We start from the raw sequence: 15,441 nt of genomic DNA on the forward strand, positions 1-15,441 counted from the left end.
AAACCTTGAGAAACGTCAATCGCCCCTTAACGGCGATAGCCGCTAGTCAGCAAAGGAAAGGGCCAATGTTTGGAATCGACTTCAGTGGGCTGATTGAGCAGTACAACAATCCCCAGGGCTACCTGATGCTGGGAGCGTTTGGCGTGCTGGTGGTGATGATGCTGGTGCTCAAAGATAACAAAGGCACCATCACCACAGGTCGTACGGTTCAGACCTCAGACAAACTCTCGGCCAATGCCAAGGCCCTGAAGCAACTGCGGCTACCGCTGGACTATCAGCCCCCCACCCTGAAACAGGCTAAGTCCAAACCAAGGCCCAAAACGGCAACGTCGGTACGCCCCCAACGACCTCGTGATGAGTTAACGCTGTGGGCAGGTAAGCCTCCTCAATTTTGGTGGTCAGGCCGTTGGCGTAAACTGGGGGCGCAGATTCAGACCTTGTTTGGGTCTCCCCCCGCGCTGTGGTTGCCCGATGCCCAGCGCAGCATCCTGGTGTTGGGCAGTCCAGGGTCAGGGAAGACGGCCAGTGCCATCGACCCGATGATTGAGTCGGCCTTGGCTCAAGGCATTCCCGTCTTGCTCTACGACAAGAAGGGTGACCAGATGCGGCTCCATGCCCCGCTCGCGGCACGCTATGGCTATGAGGTGCATGTGCTGGCTCCCGGTGAACCGTACAGCGGCGTGTTTAATCCCGTCGAATTTCTCAAAGACTCAACCGATGCGGTCATGGCCGGGGAACTGGGGTCGGTGATTGTCCGTAATGCGCAATCAGCCCAGGGGGGTGGCCGCAGTGATGAGTTTTTCAGCAAAGCCGGAGAGCAGTTGGGTAAGGCGCTGATTCAGTTGGCCCGCTCCACGCCCTACCCCGATATGGGTATGGTCTATGCCCTGTTGCAGCTCCCGGACGTTGTGCATCGCATTGATAATGCCGTGCAGCAAGGGCAGATCGACCCTTGGGTGGCGGCGAGCTTTAATCAGCTTCTGGCCTCTAAAGATGCCGAAAAGACCGTCTCTGGCATTATGACCACCACATCGGCGACCTTCAGCAGCTTCATTCAAAAAGACCTGCTGCCCAACTTTATGGGGCCATCCACCCTCCCCGCTCGGATTGAGGGTAAGCAGATGATTATCTTCAAGCTCGACGATGAGCGCCGCAGCGTGGTGGGGCCATTGCTGGCGGCGGCGCTTCACCTGTGCGTGGTGAAGAACCTAGCCACCCCGCGCCAAGACCCCATCCTCATTGCCCTGGACGAACTACCCTCGATTCGCCTTGACCGACTGCCCAACTGGATTAACGAGTATCGCTCCAATGGGGGTGCGTTCGTGCTGGGCATTCAGTCCCTCAACCAACTCTACGACACCTATGGCGATAAGCGGGGTCAGGCCATTGCCTCAGCCTGTGCCACCCATCTGCTCTTTTATCCCGGCGACACCCAGACCGCTGAGAGCTACAGCAAACGGTTTGGTGAGAAAGACTTTATTCATCGGCAGAAATCGACGGGCCGCACCCTGGCAGGGCGGATGAGCCGCAGCATCACCTACAGCGAAAGCCTTCAGAAGATGCCGCTATTCACCCCCGACGAGATTCTGCGATTCCGCACCGGGGAATGTGTCCTGGCCAGTCCGGGCTACGGCTCTGGGCAAGAAACCAACGTGCCCTACCGACTGCGGGTGCCGATGCCAAAGCGCGAGTTCCATCGGCTTAAGCAGAATCGAGACCTGTGGGACGAATACCTGTGCCCGTACCTGACCCGCCATGCGGCTAAGGTGACGGACGACCAGGTCTACGCATCGCTTCAGGAACGCATCGCCTATGCCAATACGCTGCTGCCGCCTCCCCCCTCTGAAGCGTCATGAACTGGTCTGATTCGCTGGGCAGAAGTCCCGAAATCCTTCAGCAATCTCGTCAAAGTCGGACTCTGGAATGGGCTTGCCTCGGCTGTTGTAGCCACAGTGTTGGATCATGGCCATGAAGATGTTGTAGTCATCTGTCGAAGGTTCCTGACGCTTCTGGAATACGATGACGCTGGTGATGATGCCCGTCTTGCATTCGGCTTGCCAGACTTCTTTGGGGAGTTGAATGCTGGCCCAAAGCTGAGCTTGGTTCATCAACCAGTGTCGAGCCGCTGAATGATCGTGGTCAGCCAGAATGCCGTTGGGCACCAGGGCGACCATCACCTCACCGGGCGCGATCTGGCGGAGGGCCAACTCCAGGAACAATACTTCTAGCTGGGTGGAGGCTTTGACCCGGCTGGTTCGCTGCCACGCTGAATGGAGGTCAGGTTCTGCATTGGCTTTTGGTCTGCGCCAGTGATGCCCTAGCTCGTAGGTTTGGGCGACCGGGTGCTGAATCGCTTGTTTCCCAAAGGGTGGGTTGAGGATGGCCAAGGTTTTCAAAGACACGGTGGGAACGGGAGGATGCTTCTCACAGTCAGCAAACAGCGTGAGCCAGTCAACGGGTTCAAAAGAGACGGAGTTGGGCTTGGTTTGAGTCTGAGTCATGAATTTCAGGTCGCTTTGTGGATGAACGAGGGTTAGAGGGCGGTTCGAGGGCAGGCCAAGGGTCGGGTAGCTCTGAAGTCCCCACAATAACGGTGCCTTGACGCTCCAGCGCATCGCCCCAGACCAGTTGCCCCCCCAGTCCTGGAATCGGCAGGGCGAAGTCTGGGGCATAGAGCATGAAGTTAGCTAGGGCCACCTCTAGCAACGGTCGGTCTCGCTCCCAGCCCACTAAGGCACGGGCCTGATTTGAGGCTTCGAGGGCCAGTCGGCCTGTGCCGAGGCAGGGGTCAAAGAGTCGCACGGGCTTTGCCCTTTGATTGACCTGCTGCCCTAGCTCGGTCATGAGTTGGGCGACGGGTTGCAGGGTCGGGTAGAAACTCGTGTGCTTCTGGCCGTATCGGCTGCGGGCCAAGAGATGACCGAAATAGTCGCTCGGAAATCGAATCAGGAGACTCAAGTCGAAGACATTCTCTAGACGTTTTCGTCTCGCTCCTGCGATGCCGCAGTCCAGCTTGGGGGGCTGTTTCTGATAGGGATGGCCTAGGCTAAACAACATCCACTGGGCTAGATAGCGCACTTCCTGCATTCCGGGTGTTTGACGATTGCCCCCCAAGGCTTTGCAGCAGGCGTTGAGCATCGCTAGCGTTCTATCGAATCCGGCCTCTCCCGGCTTGAGGAAGGGAATGGGTTCAGGCGGGGCGAGGGTGTCGAGGGTCAGGTGGGGCTGGGTTTTGGTCTGGTGCCAGCATTCGTAGCGGCCTTGGTAGGTGGAATCGAGGCGCAGTAGTTCAGGCCACAGCCAGCCATGGGTTTTGGTCATGGGTTTAGTGGGGGTAAAGGGTTATCAATCAAAGGGCGATTTCAGGAATCTTGCGAATGTCGAGACAGGCGGCTAGGGTGGGGTCTAGGGAGGGTGTGAACTGGGGTTCGCTGTCGCCCTTCAACTGCTGGCGGATCCAGGTCTGGGTTTGGTGGTGCCGCTGACGGTTCCAGCGCATGACGAGGGACTGGGGTGGATGGGTAAGACTGAGCGCGACGATGACGAGCTTGATCTGGTTGAGATTTAGCCCTTCGGTTTGAGTGAAATGCTCCGCTGCGACCCAGAGCTTGACCGCATCGGCTCGGCTGGGTCTGGGCTTGCGGATGGCCCAATCGATTAGCTTGGGAAGACCCCGTCGGTAGCCCAGGTTGACGGTGGCCTGAATCCAGTGCGTGGCTCCCTCTAGGGTGAGGGGGGCTTGAAGGGGCCGCTGGAGGCGTAGGTGTCGGGCCGGGGTTGTTAAGGCAGATGGCGTCAGGGTTTGGATTTGCTCAACGAGAGGCTGAAGCTCAGGGTGTTGGTTGAGGATGGGCTGATAGTCTAAGCCCAACTGGGCCTGTTGTAGGAGGGTCAGGAGTCGGCGCTGCTGTTCGGCGGGGCTCATCGGCGGCGTGCGGTGGCCAGGGTGAGCGCTGAATCCACGGGGTTGGCAGAGGTCTTGAATCGACAGGAAGGCCATGGGGGCATTGAAAATAGACGTCCCCCCACCTTCCCGATAGGGAAGCTTTGGGGGAGGGGGAGTAGCCATGGCCCCGCGTCTTGTCATAATTGAGACCTAGAGCCGCGCTGTGACCGCGATTTCACCCCTCCCTATGCGTGACCCCATTCCGTCGCTGGTGCAAGGCGTTCGCCAAGACCTGCTGCCAGAACTGCACCTCGAAAGCGTCCATCCGCACCATCCGGTGGTGGTTCACCGGGTGCCGAGTCCCTGGCGCTGTCTGGGGGTAGGCAACTACGCCGCTGTGTTTGTACACCCCGACTATCCCGAACAGGTGGTCAAAGTCTATGCTCCGGGCCGCCCTGGGTTTGACGCCGAAGTTGAGGTCTACCGACGGTTGGCTGAGCATCCGGCCTTTTCCCAGTGCTACGCGAGCGAAGACCCGTTTCTCATCCTCAAGCGCCTGCACGGAGTCACGCTGTACGACTGTCTCCATCGGGGCATCGCCATTCCGCCCCAGGTGATTCGCGATATTGATGCCGCCCTCGACGATATTCGCCGTCTGGGCCTGTTCCCCCACGATGTCCATGGCCGCAACGTCATGCAGAGCGAAGGACGTGGCCTAGTCGTCGATGTCTCTGACTTTCTCAATTCCGAGCCCTGTCGCGCCTGGAAGGATGTGAAGTGGGCCTACTGGTGGATTTATCGGCCCTTTTTTCTGCCCCTAGGATTGCCGCTCCCCTATGTTGTCCTAGACGGGGTGCGGGCGGTGTATCGACTGTTTCGCCGTTGTTTAGGCGTTGTGCTGCGCTAGCCTATGGCCATCATGATTGAAGGTATGGTGCTGCCGCTCTGCCGGGAGACCAGAGGTAGGCCAGTTGCCATAGTAAGAGACCCAACAAACGCCAGTATCGAGTTAGGGTGTTGATGGCTATCGCTGATTCTTAGGTTCAACTCGCGTGGGCGCATGGGTCGATGGCCAAAGGCGCTCGAATTGGGCCGGGGCTATGGCCCGCCACGCCATCATGCCACCTACCGCAACGGTGATGCCTAGGGCACCACTGAGTACCCAACCCGGTAGCGGGGAGTGCAGACCCAGTTGGGGCTTACTGGGCAGGGTGTGGCGCTGAAACAGTTCATCGGAGAGCCAACTGACGATACCGCTCAGGTTGTGGACGGGGTTGGGCAACAGACTGAGGTAGGTGCCCTGGCGAATCAGGTGGCCACTGCGTCCGGTGATGGCGATGCGATCAAACAGGTTGGCGGCTCCCTCGGCTTGGCCCAGTTTGATTAGGGTGCCGCGCAGAGAAACTTGGACAGGCTGGAGCGGCTGATGATGAATCACAGCCTTGAGATTGCTGGCGATGGCGGCTCCCTGCTGGTAGGCCACTTGAGCCGTGGCGGGCTGGGGTGCATCGAGCACGGAGCAGTCGCCCCCGGCAAACACGTTGGGATAGCCCGGAACCTGGAGGGTGGGTAAGACTCGCAGCCGTCCGGTCTGGTCTTTTTGGGCATTCGACAAGTTGGCGATAACGGGGTTAACCTGGTTGCCCGTCATCCAGAGGATGGTGTGGGTGGGTAGGGTGTGGGTTTGGCCTTGGCCCGGATCTTGGTAAACCAGATGATTGGCGGCGACCTGAACAGCGGCTCCGGTGAGGAACTGAATGGGTATCCAGCGATGTTGCAAGGCCCGCTGCACCGTATCGCGTAGGCCGCTGTTGATGTCGCCCTTGAGGATTTCGGGACTGCGGTTGACGATCACAATCTTCAGTTCGTCCATCAGACCTTCAAATGGGCTGGCCCACTGGGGCAAGAGATCGCCTAGGGTCGCCGCCATTTCCACCCCCGCTGGCCCCGCCCCAATGATCGTCACTGTCAGCAAGGCCCGTCGCTGGTTTGGATCCTGGGTTTGGCTGGCTCGCTGAAGGCATTGGCGCAGGTGACGGCGCAGGTGAGTCACATCTTCTCCAGTGCGAAAGGCAAAGGCGTGGTCTTTCACCCCCGGAATACCGAAATCCTGGACGATGCTGCCCAATCCCAAGATCAGGTGCCCGTAGGAATAGCGATGCCCTGAGGCTAGAATCACGGTTTGGTTGTCTAGGTCGATACGATCTACCGTGTCGTGGATAAAGGTGATCCCGTCGTCGTTGAACAGGGTATCGTAACGGGGCCATACCTGCGCCTCGGTGAGTTCGCCGCTGAGGAGTTCGTAGAGCAGCGGTTTGAAGACAAAGCGATCCCCTTTGTCGATCAGCACCATGGGCCGAGGATGGTGCTGGCGGCAGAGGTGCATGGCGGCAAATAGGCCCGTAAACCCACCGCCCACAATGATGGTTGGCCGTTCTGACCCTGACATCGCTACTCCTTGAACGCACAGGTTCATGATGACAGGGCGATATGAGAGCGTCCTGAGTCACGGATCAACAGTGCATGAGGGGCTTGCTCTCTCATCAAGTTCTCAGCTTAGGTTCAGGCGCACTTCAGAGGGGTTCTGTTAGCTGGTAGTCAGCGAGGCTTAGGCCGTTTTACCCCATCGACAGGCACTCCAACCATGAATTTCCAGTTCAAATACCTTGCGGTTCTGGCCACCATCGGAGCCATTGGCATGGGCGCAGTCGCCGCTGGCAATGCCCCCTCTGGCGCAAATCCCTGTTCGGGCAATACCCCCGGCGTAGTCAACCCCTGCGCCGGAGCGAATCCTTGCGCCGGAAATCCCTGTGCAGGCAAGGCGAATCCTTGTGCGAGTAAAACCGATCCCTGCGCCGGAGCGAATCCTTGTGCCAGCAAGGCAGACCCCTGTGCAGGCAAGGCGAATCCCTGTGCGAGTAAAGCTGACCCCTGCGCCGGAGCAAACCCTTGCGCCGGAAGTTAAGCACCTGCTCTAGCCCTGTCTCCACCTATCGCTAAATCGATTCTTGCCATTCCTTGTTGAGGTACACCCATGTTCCGTTCTGTGCCCCGTTCTACCGACTACGCCCTGCTGATGTTGCGATTGGCCACCATTTTTGTGTTTCTCCCCCACGGTCTCACCAAAGCCTTTAATTGGCCGATGGCGAGTGCGATGTTTGCTGACATGGGCTTTCCGGGCTGGCTCGGCCCCATTACGGGCATTGTGGAAGTAATCGCCAGCGTGCTGCTGTTGGTCGGATTTTTGAATAAGTGGGCCAGTCTGGCGTTTTTAACCATTATGGCGGCGGCGATTACAGGCGTTCATGTGCCCCTGTCCTTTGCCGCAGGATCACCCACCCCCGGCCTAGAACGCGATATCCTCCTAGTAGCTGCCGTCTTGGTGCTGATGGCCTTTGGCCCCGGTGCCATTGCCATCGACTCCCAAGCCCCAGCCCTGGCCAACCCATCCCCCGCCGAACGCAGCTTCCAGTAGGTTAAAGGCCCACTCCATGACGAACCACAACTGGCTTGTCACCGACAACGGACAATGCCGCGACTTCGGGAATGCTGAGATGGCCGAACCCGCCGAGTACTATCGCCTCTACCGCTTCCTCACCGACCTGGAAGACATCTTGAAAGTGACCCACGACGATGTGGCCCGCCTAGAGGCGATTACTCCGCTGGTGCGCACCCTGCTCATCAGTTCCTTCTGGCTCCAGATGGAATACGACCCACCCAACCCAAAAACGGGCTGGAGCGTGCGCTTTCTCTACCAAGAACACGAGTTTCCTATCACGATTCAAATGGTGGCCTGGGCACCAGGGCAGCGGTCGCCCATCCATAACCACGGCACCTGGGGCATTGTGGCCCTGCTGGATGGGCAAGAGCGCAACCGCCTATGGCAACGCCAACCCGATGCCGACCACCCCGACCTCCTTGCCCCCACCCAAGACCTCATCCTCAATCCGGGCGACATCGTGGCCCTCACCGCCGACGCCATCCACAGCGTCGAACCCCTAGGGGATGCGCCCACGATCTCCTTCAACCTCTATGGTGTCACCAATTTTCAAAAGCGCTATGAATTTGACCCCGACCACCACACCGCTAAGCGCTTTTGATAGTCGTAGCTCAAGGAAAGGCCGTTGATCAAGCAGTGAATAGGCCAAGAGTTGCATGATAATCAATAGGTTTAAAACTCACCGATAGCCGCAATTCCTTCCACACCAACGCATTGCTGAACAGCTATATGACACTCACGGAGTAGGCACGAATCGCTGAATCTACGGTCGCAATTGTGAGGTCGTTCCGCAACGCCTGACAGATCAGCATTCTGTCAAATGGATCACGATGTGATAGGGGTAGTTTAGTCAATTGAATCACACTCATTTCATCCAGTGCAAGACTATCAATTTGATGAAGATCACGTTGCCTGGGCAAGTAGGTTTCGGGAGATTCTGGCAAAGAAAGTTTACCCAACTGGTATTTTACGATGACTTCCCAGATAGACACTGAACTTAGATAAACGTCGTTGTCTGGATCACGAATTGTATCTCGAATAGTTGTGGACAACCGAATGTCAGCATTGATGAACCACAAAAAGATATGCGTATCTAATAGGATTCTCATTTTCCCTCGAAGGCGTTCAGCATATCGTCAGGCAAGGAAGCATCAAAATCCTCTGGAACGGTAAACTCCCCTGCACACAAACCAAAGGGTCGTAATGGTTTACTCGTGGTAATCGGCTTCAGCTCAGCAATGGGCTGATCGGCTCTAAAAATGACCAGGGTCTCACCCGCCTCGACCTGTTTTAAATACTTGAGCGGCTCACGCTGAAGGTCATCAATGGTGATGTTTAGCATAGGTTTTCCTCGGTATCGCTCGACAAATCTTGACCGGATATATCCCTTTCGCGACGGGGCAGCACAACGCAAACGGTGGTTCCAGCTTCAGCGGTGGACTCAATCGTGAGAGCTCCCCCGTGAGCCTCCACAATACGTTTGACGATGGCAAGGCCCAGACCATTCCCCCCTGGCTTGGTGGTAAAAAAGGGGTGCCCCATCTTGGCGAGCACTGCTGGCGGAATCGGGTCGCCGCCATTGTGGATCGTCACGGTTAGGCCGTTAGGGTTTTGGGCAGGGGCGATGTGCCAAGTGACCCTATCGCCGGGGGCAACAGCCTCGCAGGCATTGCGAATCAGGTTGATGAACACCTGCTTGAGTTTGTCCACATCGCCCAAAATCCAGGCTTCGGGGAGGTCAGACTTTAGCACTAGCGACCGCCCTTGGGCCATGGGCAGGGTGGAGAGATGATCCTTGAGTTGCTGGGCAAAGGCGACCAACTCAAAGGGGAGGGGCGCTAGGACGGGTTCGCGGGCGTACTGCAAAATTTCGTTGAGCAGTTGCTTCAGGCGATCCGCTTCTTCTAGGGCGAGGGACAGCCGTCGCTGGGCACGGTCGGGTAGGGGCATCTCCCGAAAAGACTCCAGCCCCATCAGAATGGTGGTAAGAGGGCTGCGGACTTCGTGGACAATCATGGCGGCGAGTTCGCCAATTTCCGCCAATCGCTCGGTGGCGGCTTGGGCCTGTTTGCGTTCGGTAATGTCTCGCACCATGGAGATGATGCACTGCCGTCCCTCCAGCGCCACCACCGCTGCCGAAATTTCGGCGGGTACCGTTTCCCCTAGCTTGGTCATGCAGGAGAGTTCGTTTGTCCAGCCGTGACCCTCCTGCAATACCGTCCGGCCAAAGGCTTGGAAGGCCGATAGGTCATGGGGATGAATGGCGGAAACCGCCACCGTGGTCAGCAGTTCTTCGTGGCTATAGCCCAACATCTGACTGGCCTTTGGGTTGGCTTCCAGGAAGCGGTCGGCCTGGGGGTCGATTAAAAAAATGGCGTCGTTGGAATGGTGAAAGATGGTTTGCAGCCGTTGTTCGCTCTCTGACGGTGATCCATCAACTACGGCTGACGCATCATCGGCCCATGATTCCGACCGTTCTCCTGGTGGCCCTATGGTCATGGCGTACCCTAATGTGTGGCCCAATGGCTTGGGCTACCATGGTAACAGATCACAAAAATGGCCCAAGTCCTTAGCTAATCTTGACTTGAGCCATTTGAGTTTGTCCTAGGTTTGGGCATAGCGATGATGGCTACGGCCCAAACCTTAAGCTAGGATCCACGCTGGTCGCGGTTGTAGTCCACCAGTTCTCCCAGGCTAACCATGCCGTCGCCATTTAAGTCTGCGGCTGGATCGTGGATTGTGGTTTGGGAGGCCATCGCCGCTGAGGCCAGGGTCAAGCTGGAGATCAGAATCGTCAAACCAGAGATGAGCGTCCGTTTCATGGGGTTCTCCTAGGGAGGGAAATGTCCCTCGTGTTGTGTGTGGTTTACAGTTCCCATGGTGCGAGGCTGGCCTGAGTCCTCCCTAAGCGGCGGATAGACGATTGCCTAGAATATCGTGAGATTACGCTGAGAAAGCGGCTTCTCGCAGCACGTAGCCGACGCCGCGCACGGTTTGAATCAGGCGGGGTTCGCCCTCGGCCTCCAACTTCAGGCGCAGGTAGCGAATGTAGACCTCAATGATGTTGGAGTCGCCCATGAAGTCGTAGCCCCACACTTCTTCGAGGATGCGGTCGCGGGTGAGCACTTGGCGGGGATAGGTCATCAGGTAATCCAGCAGGTCAAACTCCTTGGCGGTTAGCTCAATGGATCGCCCATTGCGGCTGACCTGGCGGCTCTTGCGGTCTAGGGTGAGGTCGGCATAGACCCATTGTTCGGCCTCCGGGGGTTGGAGGGAACGCAGGTGTGCCCGCACCCGTGCCATCAGTTCCTCGATGCTGAAGGGTTTGATCACATAGTCGTTGGCTCCAGCATCCAGCCCTTCCACCCGGTCGCTGATGTCGTCCTTGGCTGTCAGCAAAATGATCGGGGTCTTCGATCCGGTTTGGCGCAGGCGACGGCAGACCTCCACCCCACTCAGCCCCGGCATCATCCAATCCAAAATAATCAGGTCAGGATCTTGCTCGCGGGCGGTCATCAACCCCGACAGGCCATCGTGGGCCACGCTGACCTCGTAGCCTTCGTAGGTCAGCTCAAGCTGCACAAACTGGGCCAGATTTGCCTCATCGTCCACCATTAAAATCTTTGCCGCCATTGTGGCCTTTACCTCCTATTTCCGTGACCCATTTCTTCTGTGACCGATTTTCGCCCTTGCTACTCTGCCGACCGGGGCAGCGCAATGGTAAACACACAGCCTTGCTGGGGCTGGGATCGCAAACTCACCTGGCCGGACATCGCTTCCACCCACAACCGCACCAGGGTCAGACCCAAGCCAGTCCCGCCGCCCTGGCGAGAACGATCCTCATCCACCCGGTAAAACGGATCGAACACCGCCGCTTGATCCTGGGCCGGAATCCCTGGCCCCTGGTCGTGGACTTGCACCAAGGCCCAATCCGGCTGGGTCAACACCTGCACCCGAATCGGCTGGGTGGAGTAGCGTAGGGCGTTGTTCAACAGTTCCACCAAGGCCGCACAGAGCTTGTCTCGATCCACCTGCACCACTGGGGATGTTGCCGGAGCCTCCAGGCTAATCCGTGACAGGCCATCGGCTAGGGAAGCCGTCTGATCCTCAACCAGGGCGATGGCAGCTTGGACGATGGCCACCAGGTCGGCGGGGGCTAGGGGCAATGTCCGCTGGTGATTGTCGAGGCGGGCCAGTTCCAGCAGTTTCGTTAGCAGGTCGATGGTGCGGCGGGTTTCGGTGGCGGCAATTTCTAGCCCTTGGCGCTGGGGTGGGGTGAGGGTGTCGGCTCGGCGTAGGGTGCTGTCTAGATAGCCCTGCACCAGGGTTAGCGGGGTGCGTAGCTCGTGGGATATATCGTTAATAAACCGCTTTTGCTGTGCCCAAGCCTTGGCCAGCCGGGTCAGCATCAGGTTATAGGTCTGCACCAACTCCGCCACCTCCGTCGGGGCCACAGGCAGGGTAAACGATTGGTGGCCCAGGGTTTCCGCCGTCACCTGGCTGGCGAGGTGGTTGATTTGACGAATCGGTCTCAGGGCGCGACGGATATAAAGGGTGCAGACCAGGGCGAGGAGCGCCACCATCACCAACCCCGTCAGCCACAGCATCCGTAGTAACTGCTGAAGCCCTTGGTATTCCGCCGTGATGTCGTTGGCGAGGTGCAGGGTTGCAGTAGTAAAGCCCTCCATTGCCAAGGGTTCGGCACAGACCACAAACACCCAGGTCTGAATGGGCTGGATCGCGATTCCTTCCGCCATGGCCATCGTGAGCAGTTTCTCGGCCACCCCAGACCCCTGCCACGATCCCATGGTGAGGGTTTCCGACTGGGCCACTACCTCCCCGGTCGAAGTCGTCACCCAAAGGGCCAAATCCCCGGTGGTGCGGTGGTTAATCACCTTCTGCATCGCCATATCCAGCGGCATCTGATTCGCGTAGAGATCCACATCCTCCCGAAAGCGGGCCACAATCAAACTGGCCTGATGGACATGGCTATCCAGCAAAATGGCCTGGGTGCGCCAGCCCAGCCACCCGGTTAACCCCGCCATCGCCACCAACGAGGCTAAAACCACCCCAGTGGTTAGCCTCACCTGAAGGGAGCTGAGGTCAACCCAGCGGTGGAGGAAGGTGTGTAAGCGGTGCCCTACCGTAGCCATGGTCTCCCCAGGGATGGTCAAAGATTCGCTAACCCGAGCGTTTCACGGGTTTAAGCCTAGCAACCCCACCTGAGAGTTTCCTGATAAAACCGCAGCAACTAACGGCGGAGTGAGCGATAGACCAATCTTACGCAGAAAGGCTCTCAGATCGCCTCGACTGTAGTTCAGGAAACGCCTTCAAGCTAGAGGTTGTCATCCCATCATCCCGGATGATTCAGGAATCAAGGATTTCAACCCCTAGATGTAGGCTCAATCCGAGATTGAAAAGGCTTGTTCGGTAACGGTTTGAATCGACGCGGGTCGCTATTTTGAGCCAGCCGCCTTCAGCACAACCAGGCCTATTTGCTTGAGCAGGGCATGGTTATGGTCAGGGCAGTGCCATTGGGAGAGGCACTTGGGGCATCCGGCCACACAGTCACAGCCTTCGACCAGGGCGATGGCTTTAGGTACCAGTTGATTCCAATAGCGCAGAATGGACTCCGTGGCCCCGTTGCCGCCATCGCTGACATCGAACCAGGCCCCAGAGGAGGCTCCTAGGGTGGCCTCCTGACACAGGAATTCAAGATCCTGCTGACTGTGCAGCACGACCAAAGGCAGCGCCAGCATGAGTTGGTGGCCCAGGCTATGAATCGCAATCAAGTCGCTGGGGTGATCCCAGAGGGCGTCATAGTGGTTCCGGTCAGTGTGATCTTGAAGCTGCATCTTCAGACTGCGGGCATAGTCTTCGAGATGGCCCCGCGCCACGGTATCGAAGGTAGCGGTCAGAATCGGGCTATCGAAGTGGGAGGTGTACTTGTGGTGGTCTAGGGGTTGCGTGTCCAGCACCTCAACGACGGTGCCCATGCGAGCGGCTTTGCCACAACTAGGACAATGGGTGTGACCGTTCAAGGGTTTCTTGAATCGACTACAGGCATCGTTGAGGCAGGTCGGCTCATAGCGCTTGCTCAGGATTTGGTAGTCGGTGATGAGTTGGCTGATCTGGCCAAAGCTGAGGCTCAGGGTGAGGTGGCCGGGTGGGTGGCCCTCACCAAAGTTGAGCGGTACCTGCACAGGCTCGGTGAGGGCTTGGGTGGGCACTAAGGCCCGCTGGCCGAGAGGTTGGGTCGAGACCTCTGGGTTAGCGAAAGGCTGCAAGGTGGCTTGGCCCTGCTCGAACTGAGTGACTTTGTAGCTACCCATCACACCGTCGTCGTCCTGGCGTTGGTAGATCGCGCCTTCGTGGACTTCCCGGTGGGCCATGGGCAAAGCCATCGTTTCAACGGTCTGGCCAGAACTGGCATCAACGAGCTGCACCTGCTCATTGGAGATGGTGCCTCGAAAGTTGACGGCTCCGTGGGGGTAGCCCTTGGCGTAGAGTCCGCCATCGCGGCGCTGGAGCAGTTCGCCTTGAGTCAGCAACAGCCGAGCGATGGGCACCGCCGCCTTGCCAAAATAAGGCTCCACTTCATTCAGCTTAAACCCCGCTTCTTTGGCGGCACAGAGCAGATGCTTGGCCACCATGACGGGATAATCGGGGTTGAAGTGAACCGCTTCAGGCGAACCCAACAACTCCGTTTCCTGGCTGTAGTGGGCATCGAGCAAGCTGTTGCCCATCGGAACCAAGATGGCGAGACCGTCGTTCTGGCGGCCTGCCCGTCCCATCCGCTGACCAAAGCTCATCAGGTTGCCCGGAAAGCCTCGCAGGATGCAGCAATCCAGTTGAGGTAGGTCAATGCCCGCCTCTAAGGCTTCAGTGGCGACAATCCAGCGAAGCTCGCCAGCGCTTAGGCGTTCGACAATATTTCGACGGCGGGACTCATCGAGGGAGCCATAGAAGCTCGCCACCTGGTGAGCGAGATGGGGCTGACCTTGGTGCGTGGCTTTGTCGGCCAGCAGTTTGGTGATGGCTTTGGTGGCATTGCGAGAGCCACAGAACGTGATGCCCTGCTTTCCGGCGAGGATCAACTGAAGCATCAGGTGGGCGGTGTCTTCGTTGATATTGCGGCTGGGGCGGGTCACGACCAGTCGCTTATCAGGAGCCTTGGCCCCGCTCTTGTGGAGCCAGGTGAGCCTTGTGTTTTTGCTGCCGTCGTCGTTCAGTGCAGGCCGACTGATTAAGCGTCCGGCGAGGTCTCGGGGGTTGCCGACGGTCGCCGATAGGCCAATGAACTGGATCTGGTCTGCGTCGCCACCACACTTATCGACGACCAGCTTCAATCGTCGAATCAGCCAACAGAGGTTGGCCCCAAACACGCCTTGGTAGGCATGGAGTTCATCGATGACGACGTAGCGCAGTTGGGCCATGAACTGCTGCCAAGGGTTCGACCAGTAGACCCGCCTGAGTTCATGGTGCAGCAAGTCTGGGGTCATGGCCAGGATGTGGGGAGCATCCGCCAAAACCGCATCCCGGGCATCGCCACCCTGAAGGTCTCCGGTGAGCTTGGCAACGGTGAGACCCGCATTGGGCATGGCGGCCTGGAGGGCTAAGAGTTTCGCTTCCTGGTCACTGGCTAGCGCCTTGAGGCCATAGAGGGACAGACAACGATGGCCTTTTGTCAGTGCCCCTTCGATGATGGGGATGTAGGCGGCGAGGGTTTTCCCGGCGGCGGTGGGGGGTGTCAGAATCAGGTCTTTGCCCCGCTTGATAGCCTGATACGCCTTGACTTGGTGGCTGTACAGGGCGTCGATGCCAATGTGGGCCAAGGCCTGTCGGAGCGCCTTGGGCACCGACGTTGGGATGGGCTGCACGTTCGGGGCTTGACCGGGGAGGGTCGTTTCCCATTGAGTCATGGCGGTGAGGACGGCCTCGATGTCGATAGGGGGCGTGGGCGTTGTGGCGAACGACGTGGGGGGGTGATCTGGGGAAGGGGTCGCCCAGGTGGCGGCTAAGATATCGGCAAAGGTATTGGGGTTGGCCATGGTTG

16 protein-coding genes are annotated in these 15,441 nt (G+C 58.3%); 5 read left to right on the plus strand and 11 right to left on the minus strand.

The genetic code is table 11. The annotated features are described in order from the left end of the window. Positions 1-65: 65 nt before the first annotated feature. On the plus strand, positions 66-1,856 hold the full coding sequence (locus GFS31_RS19195; RefSeq protein WP_198808430.1) for a type IV secretory system conjugative DNA transfer family protein: 1,791 nt from the start codon (positions 66-68) through the stop codon (positions 1,854-1,856). On the opposite strand, the gene GFS31_RS19200 is transcribed toward GFS31_RS19195, so the two are convergent. The 3 genes from GFS31_RS19200 to GFS31_RS19210 are packed head-to-tail and all read right to left on the minus strand — an operon-like array spanning position 1,851 to position 4,000. Next, entirely contained in the window at positions 1,851-2,501 is a 651-nt protein-coding gene (locus tag GFS31_RS19200; RefSeq protein WP_198808431.1) for an N-6 DNA methylase, read from the minus strand. The genes GFS31_RS19195 and GFS31_RS19200 overlap by 6 nt on opposite strands. Next, positions 2,461-3,321, minus strand: a complete 861-nt coding sequence (locus tag GFS31_RS19205; protein ID WP_198808432.1) for a hypothetical protein — start codon at positions 3,319-3,321, stop codon at positions 2,461-2,463. Before GFS31_RS19205 ends, GFS31_RS19200 begins: the two co-directional genes overlap by 41 nt. 28 nt (positions 3,322-3,349) lie before the next feature. Beyond that, a complete protein-coding gene (locus GFS31_RS19210) occupies positions 3,350-4,000 on the minus strand; it encodes a hypothetical protein (protein ID WP_198808433.1) in 651 nt (216 codons plus the stop codon). Positions 4,001-4,133: 133 nt separating this feature from the next. Between GFS31_RS19210 and GFS31_RS19215 the strand changes: the two genes are divergently transcribed. Then, positions 4,134-4,793, plus strand: coding sequence for a serine/threonine protein kinase (locus GFS31_RS19215; protein WP_198808434.1), 660 nt, complete (start codon positions 4,134-4,136; stop codon positions 4,791-4,793). Positions 4,794-4,910: 117 nt separating this feature from the next. On the opposite strand, the gene GFS31_RS19220 is transcribed toward GFS31_RS19215, so the two are convergent. Next, complete coding sequence (locus tag GFS31_RS19220) at positions 4,911-6,335, minus strand: NAD(P)/FAD-dependent oxidoreductase (protein ID WP_198808435.1); 1,425 nt, start codon at positions 6,333-6,335, stop codon at positions 4,911-4,913. A 195-nt stretch (positions 6,336-6,530) separates the two neighbouring features. Here GFS31_RS19220 and GFS31_RS19225 point away from each other — a divergent pair, with 195 nt between their 5' ends. The 3 genes from GFS31_RS19225 (at position 6,531) to GFS31_RS19235 (ending at position 7,986) form a co-directional block, all read left to right on the plus strand. After that, on the plus strand, positions 6,531-6,851 hold the full coding sequence (locus tag GFS31_RS19225) for a hypothetical protein (protein ID WP_198808436.1): 321 nt from the start codon (positions 6,531-6,533) through the stop codon (positions 6,849-6,851). 69 nt (positions 6,852-6,920) lie between these two features. Further along, on the plus strand, positions 6,921-7,361 hold the full coding sequence (locus GFS31_RS19230; protein ID WP_198808437.1) for a DoxX family protein: 441 nt from the start codon (positions 6,921-6,923) through the stop codon (positions 7,359-7,361). 16 nt (positions 7,362-7,377) lie between these two features. Continuing rightward, the gene (locus GFS31_RS19235) at positions 7,378-7,986 is read left to right on the plus strand and encodes a cupin (protein WP_198808438.1); all 609 of its coding nucleotides are present in this window, start codon (positions 7,378-7,380) and stop codon (positions 7,984-7,986) included. A 124-nt stretch (positions 7,987-8,110) separates the two neighbouring features. Here GFS31_RS19235 and GFS31_RS19240 read toward each other — a convergent pair whose 3' ends face one another. The 7 genes from GFS31_RS19240 to GFS31_RS19270 all read right to left on the minus strand — a co-directional run bounded on the left by GFS31_RS19240 (position 8,111) and on the right by GFS31_RS19270 (position 15,436). Beyond that, positions 8,111-8,494 (minus strand): type II toxin-antitoxin system VapC family toxin, encoded by a 384-nt coding sequence (locus GFS31_RS19240; RefSeq protein ID WP_198808439.1) that lies wholly within the window; start codon positions 8,492-8,494, stop codon positions 8,111-8,113. Next, positions 8,491-8,727 carry a type II toxin-antitoxin system Phd/YefM family antitoxin gene (locus GFS31_RS19245; RefSeq protein WP_198808440.1) on the minus strand — a complete coding sequence of 79 codons (237 nt, stop codon included), beginning with the start codon at positions 8,725-8,727 and terminating at the stop codon, positions 8,491-8,493. The genes GFS31_RS19240 and GFS31_RS19245 overlap by 4 nt, the downstream gene beginning before the upstream one ends. Next, positions 8,721-9,884 (minus strand): two-component system sensor histidine kinase NtrB, encoded by a 1,164-nt coding sequence (locus GFS31_RS19250; protein WP_198808441.1) that lies wholly within the window; start codon positions 9,882-9,884, stop codon positions 8,721-8,723. The genes GFS31_RS19245 and GFS31_RS19250 overlap by 7 nt, the downstream gene beginning before the upstream one ends. 149 nt (positions 9,885-10,033) lie before the next feature. Further along, positions 10,034-10,207 (minus strand): hypothetical protein, encoded by a 174-nt coding sequence (locus tag GFS31_RS19255; RefSeq protein ID WP_198808442.1) that lies wholly within the window; start codon positions 10,205-10,207, stop codon positions 10,034-10,036. 121 nt (positions 10,208-10,328) lie between these two features. Beyond that, positions 10,329-11,018: a response regulator transcription factor gene (locus GFS31_RS19260; RefSeq protein WP_198808443.1), complete on the minus strand. Its 690-nt coding sequence runs from the start codon at positions 11,016-11,018 to the stop codon at positions 10,329-10,331. 59 nt (positions 11,019-11,077) lie between these two features. After that, positions 11,078-12,538, minus strand: coding sequence for a sensor histidine kinase (locus GFS31_RS19265; protein ID WP_198808444.1), 1,461 nt, complete (start codon positions 12,536-12,538; stop codon positions 11,078-11,080). 303 nt (positions 12,539-12,841) lie between these two features. Beyond that, entirely contained in the window at positions 12,842-15,436 is a 2,595-nt protein-coding gene (locus tag GFS31_RS19270; protein ID WP_198808445.1) for a DEAD/DEAH box helicase, read from the minus strand. Positions 15,437-15,441 lie beyond the last annotated feature (5 nt).

It is taken from the genome of Leptolyngbya sp. BL0902, assembly GCF_016403105.1.
Taxonomy (GTDB): domain Bacteria; phylum Cyanobacteriota; class Cyanobacteriia; order Phormidesmidales; family Phormidesmidaceae; genus Nodosilinea.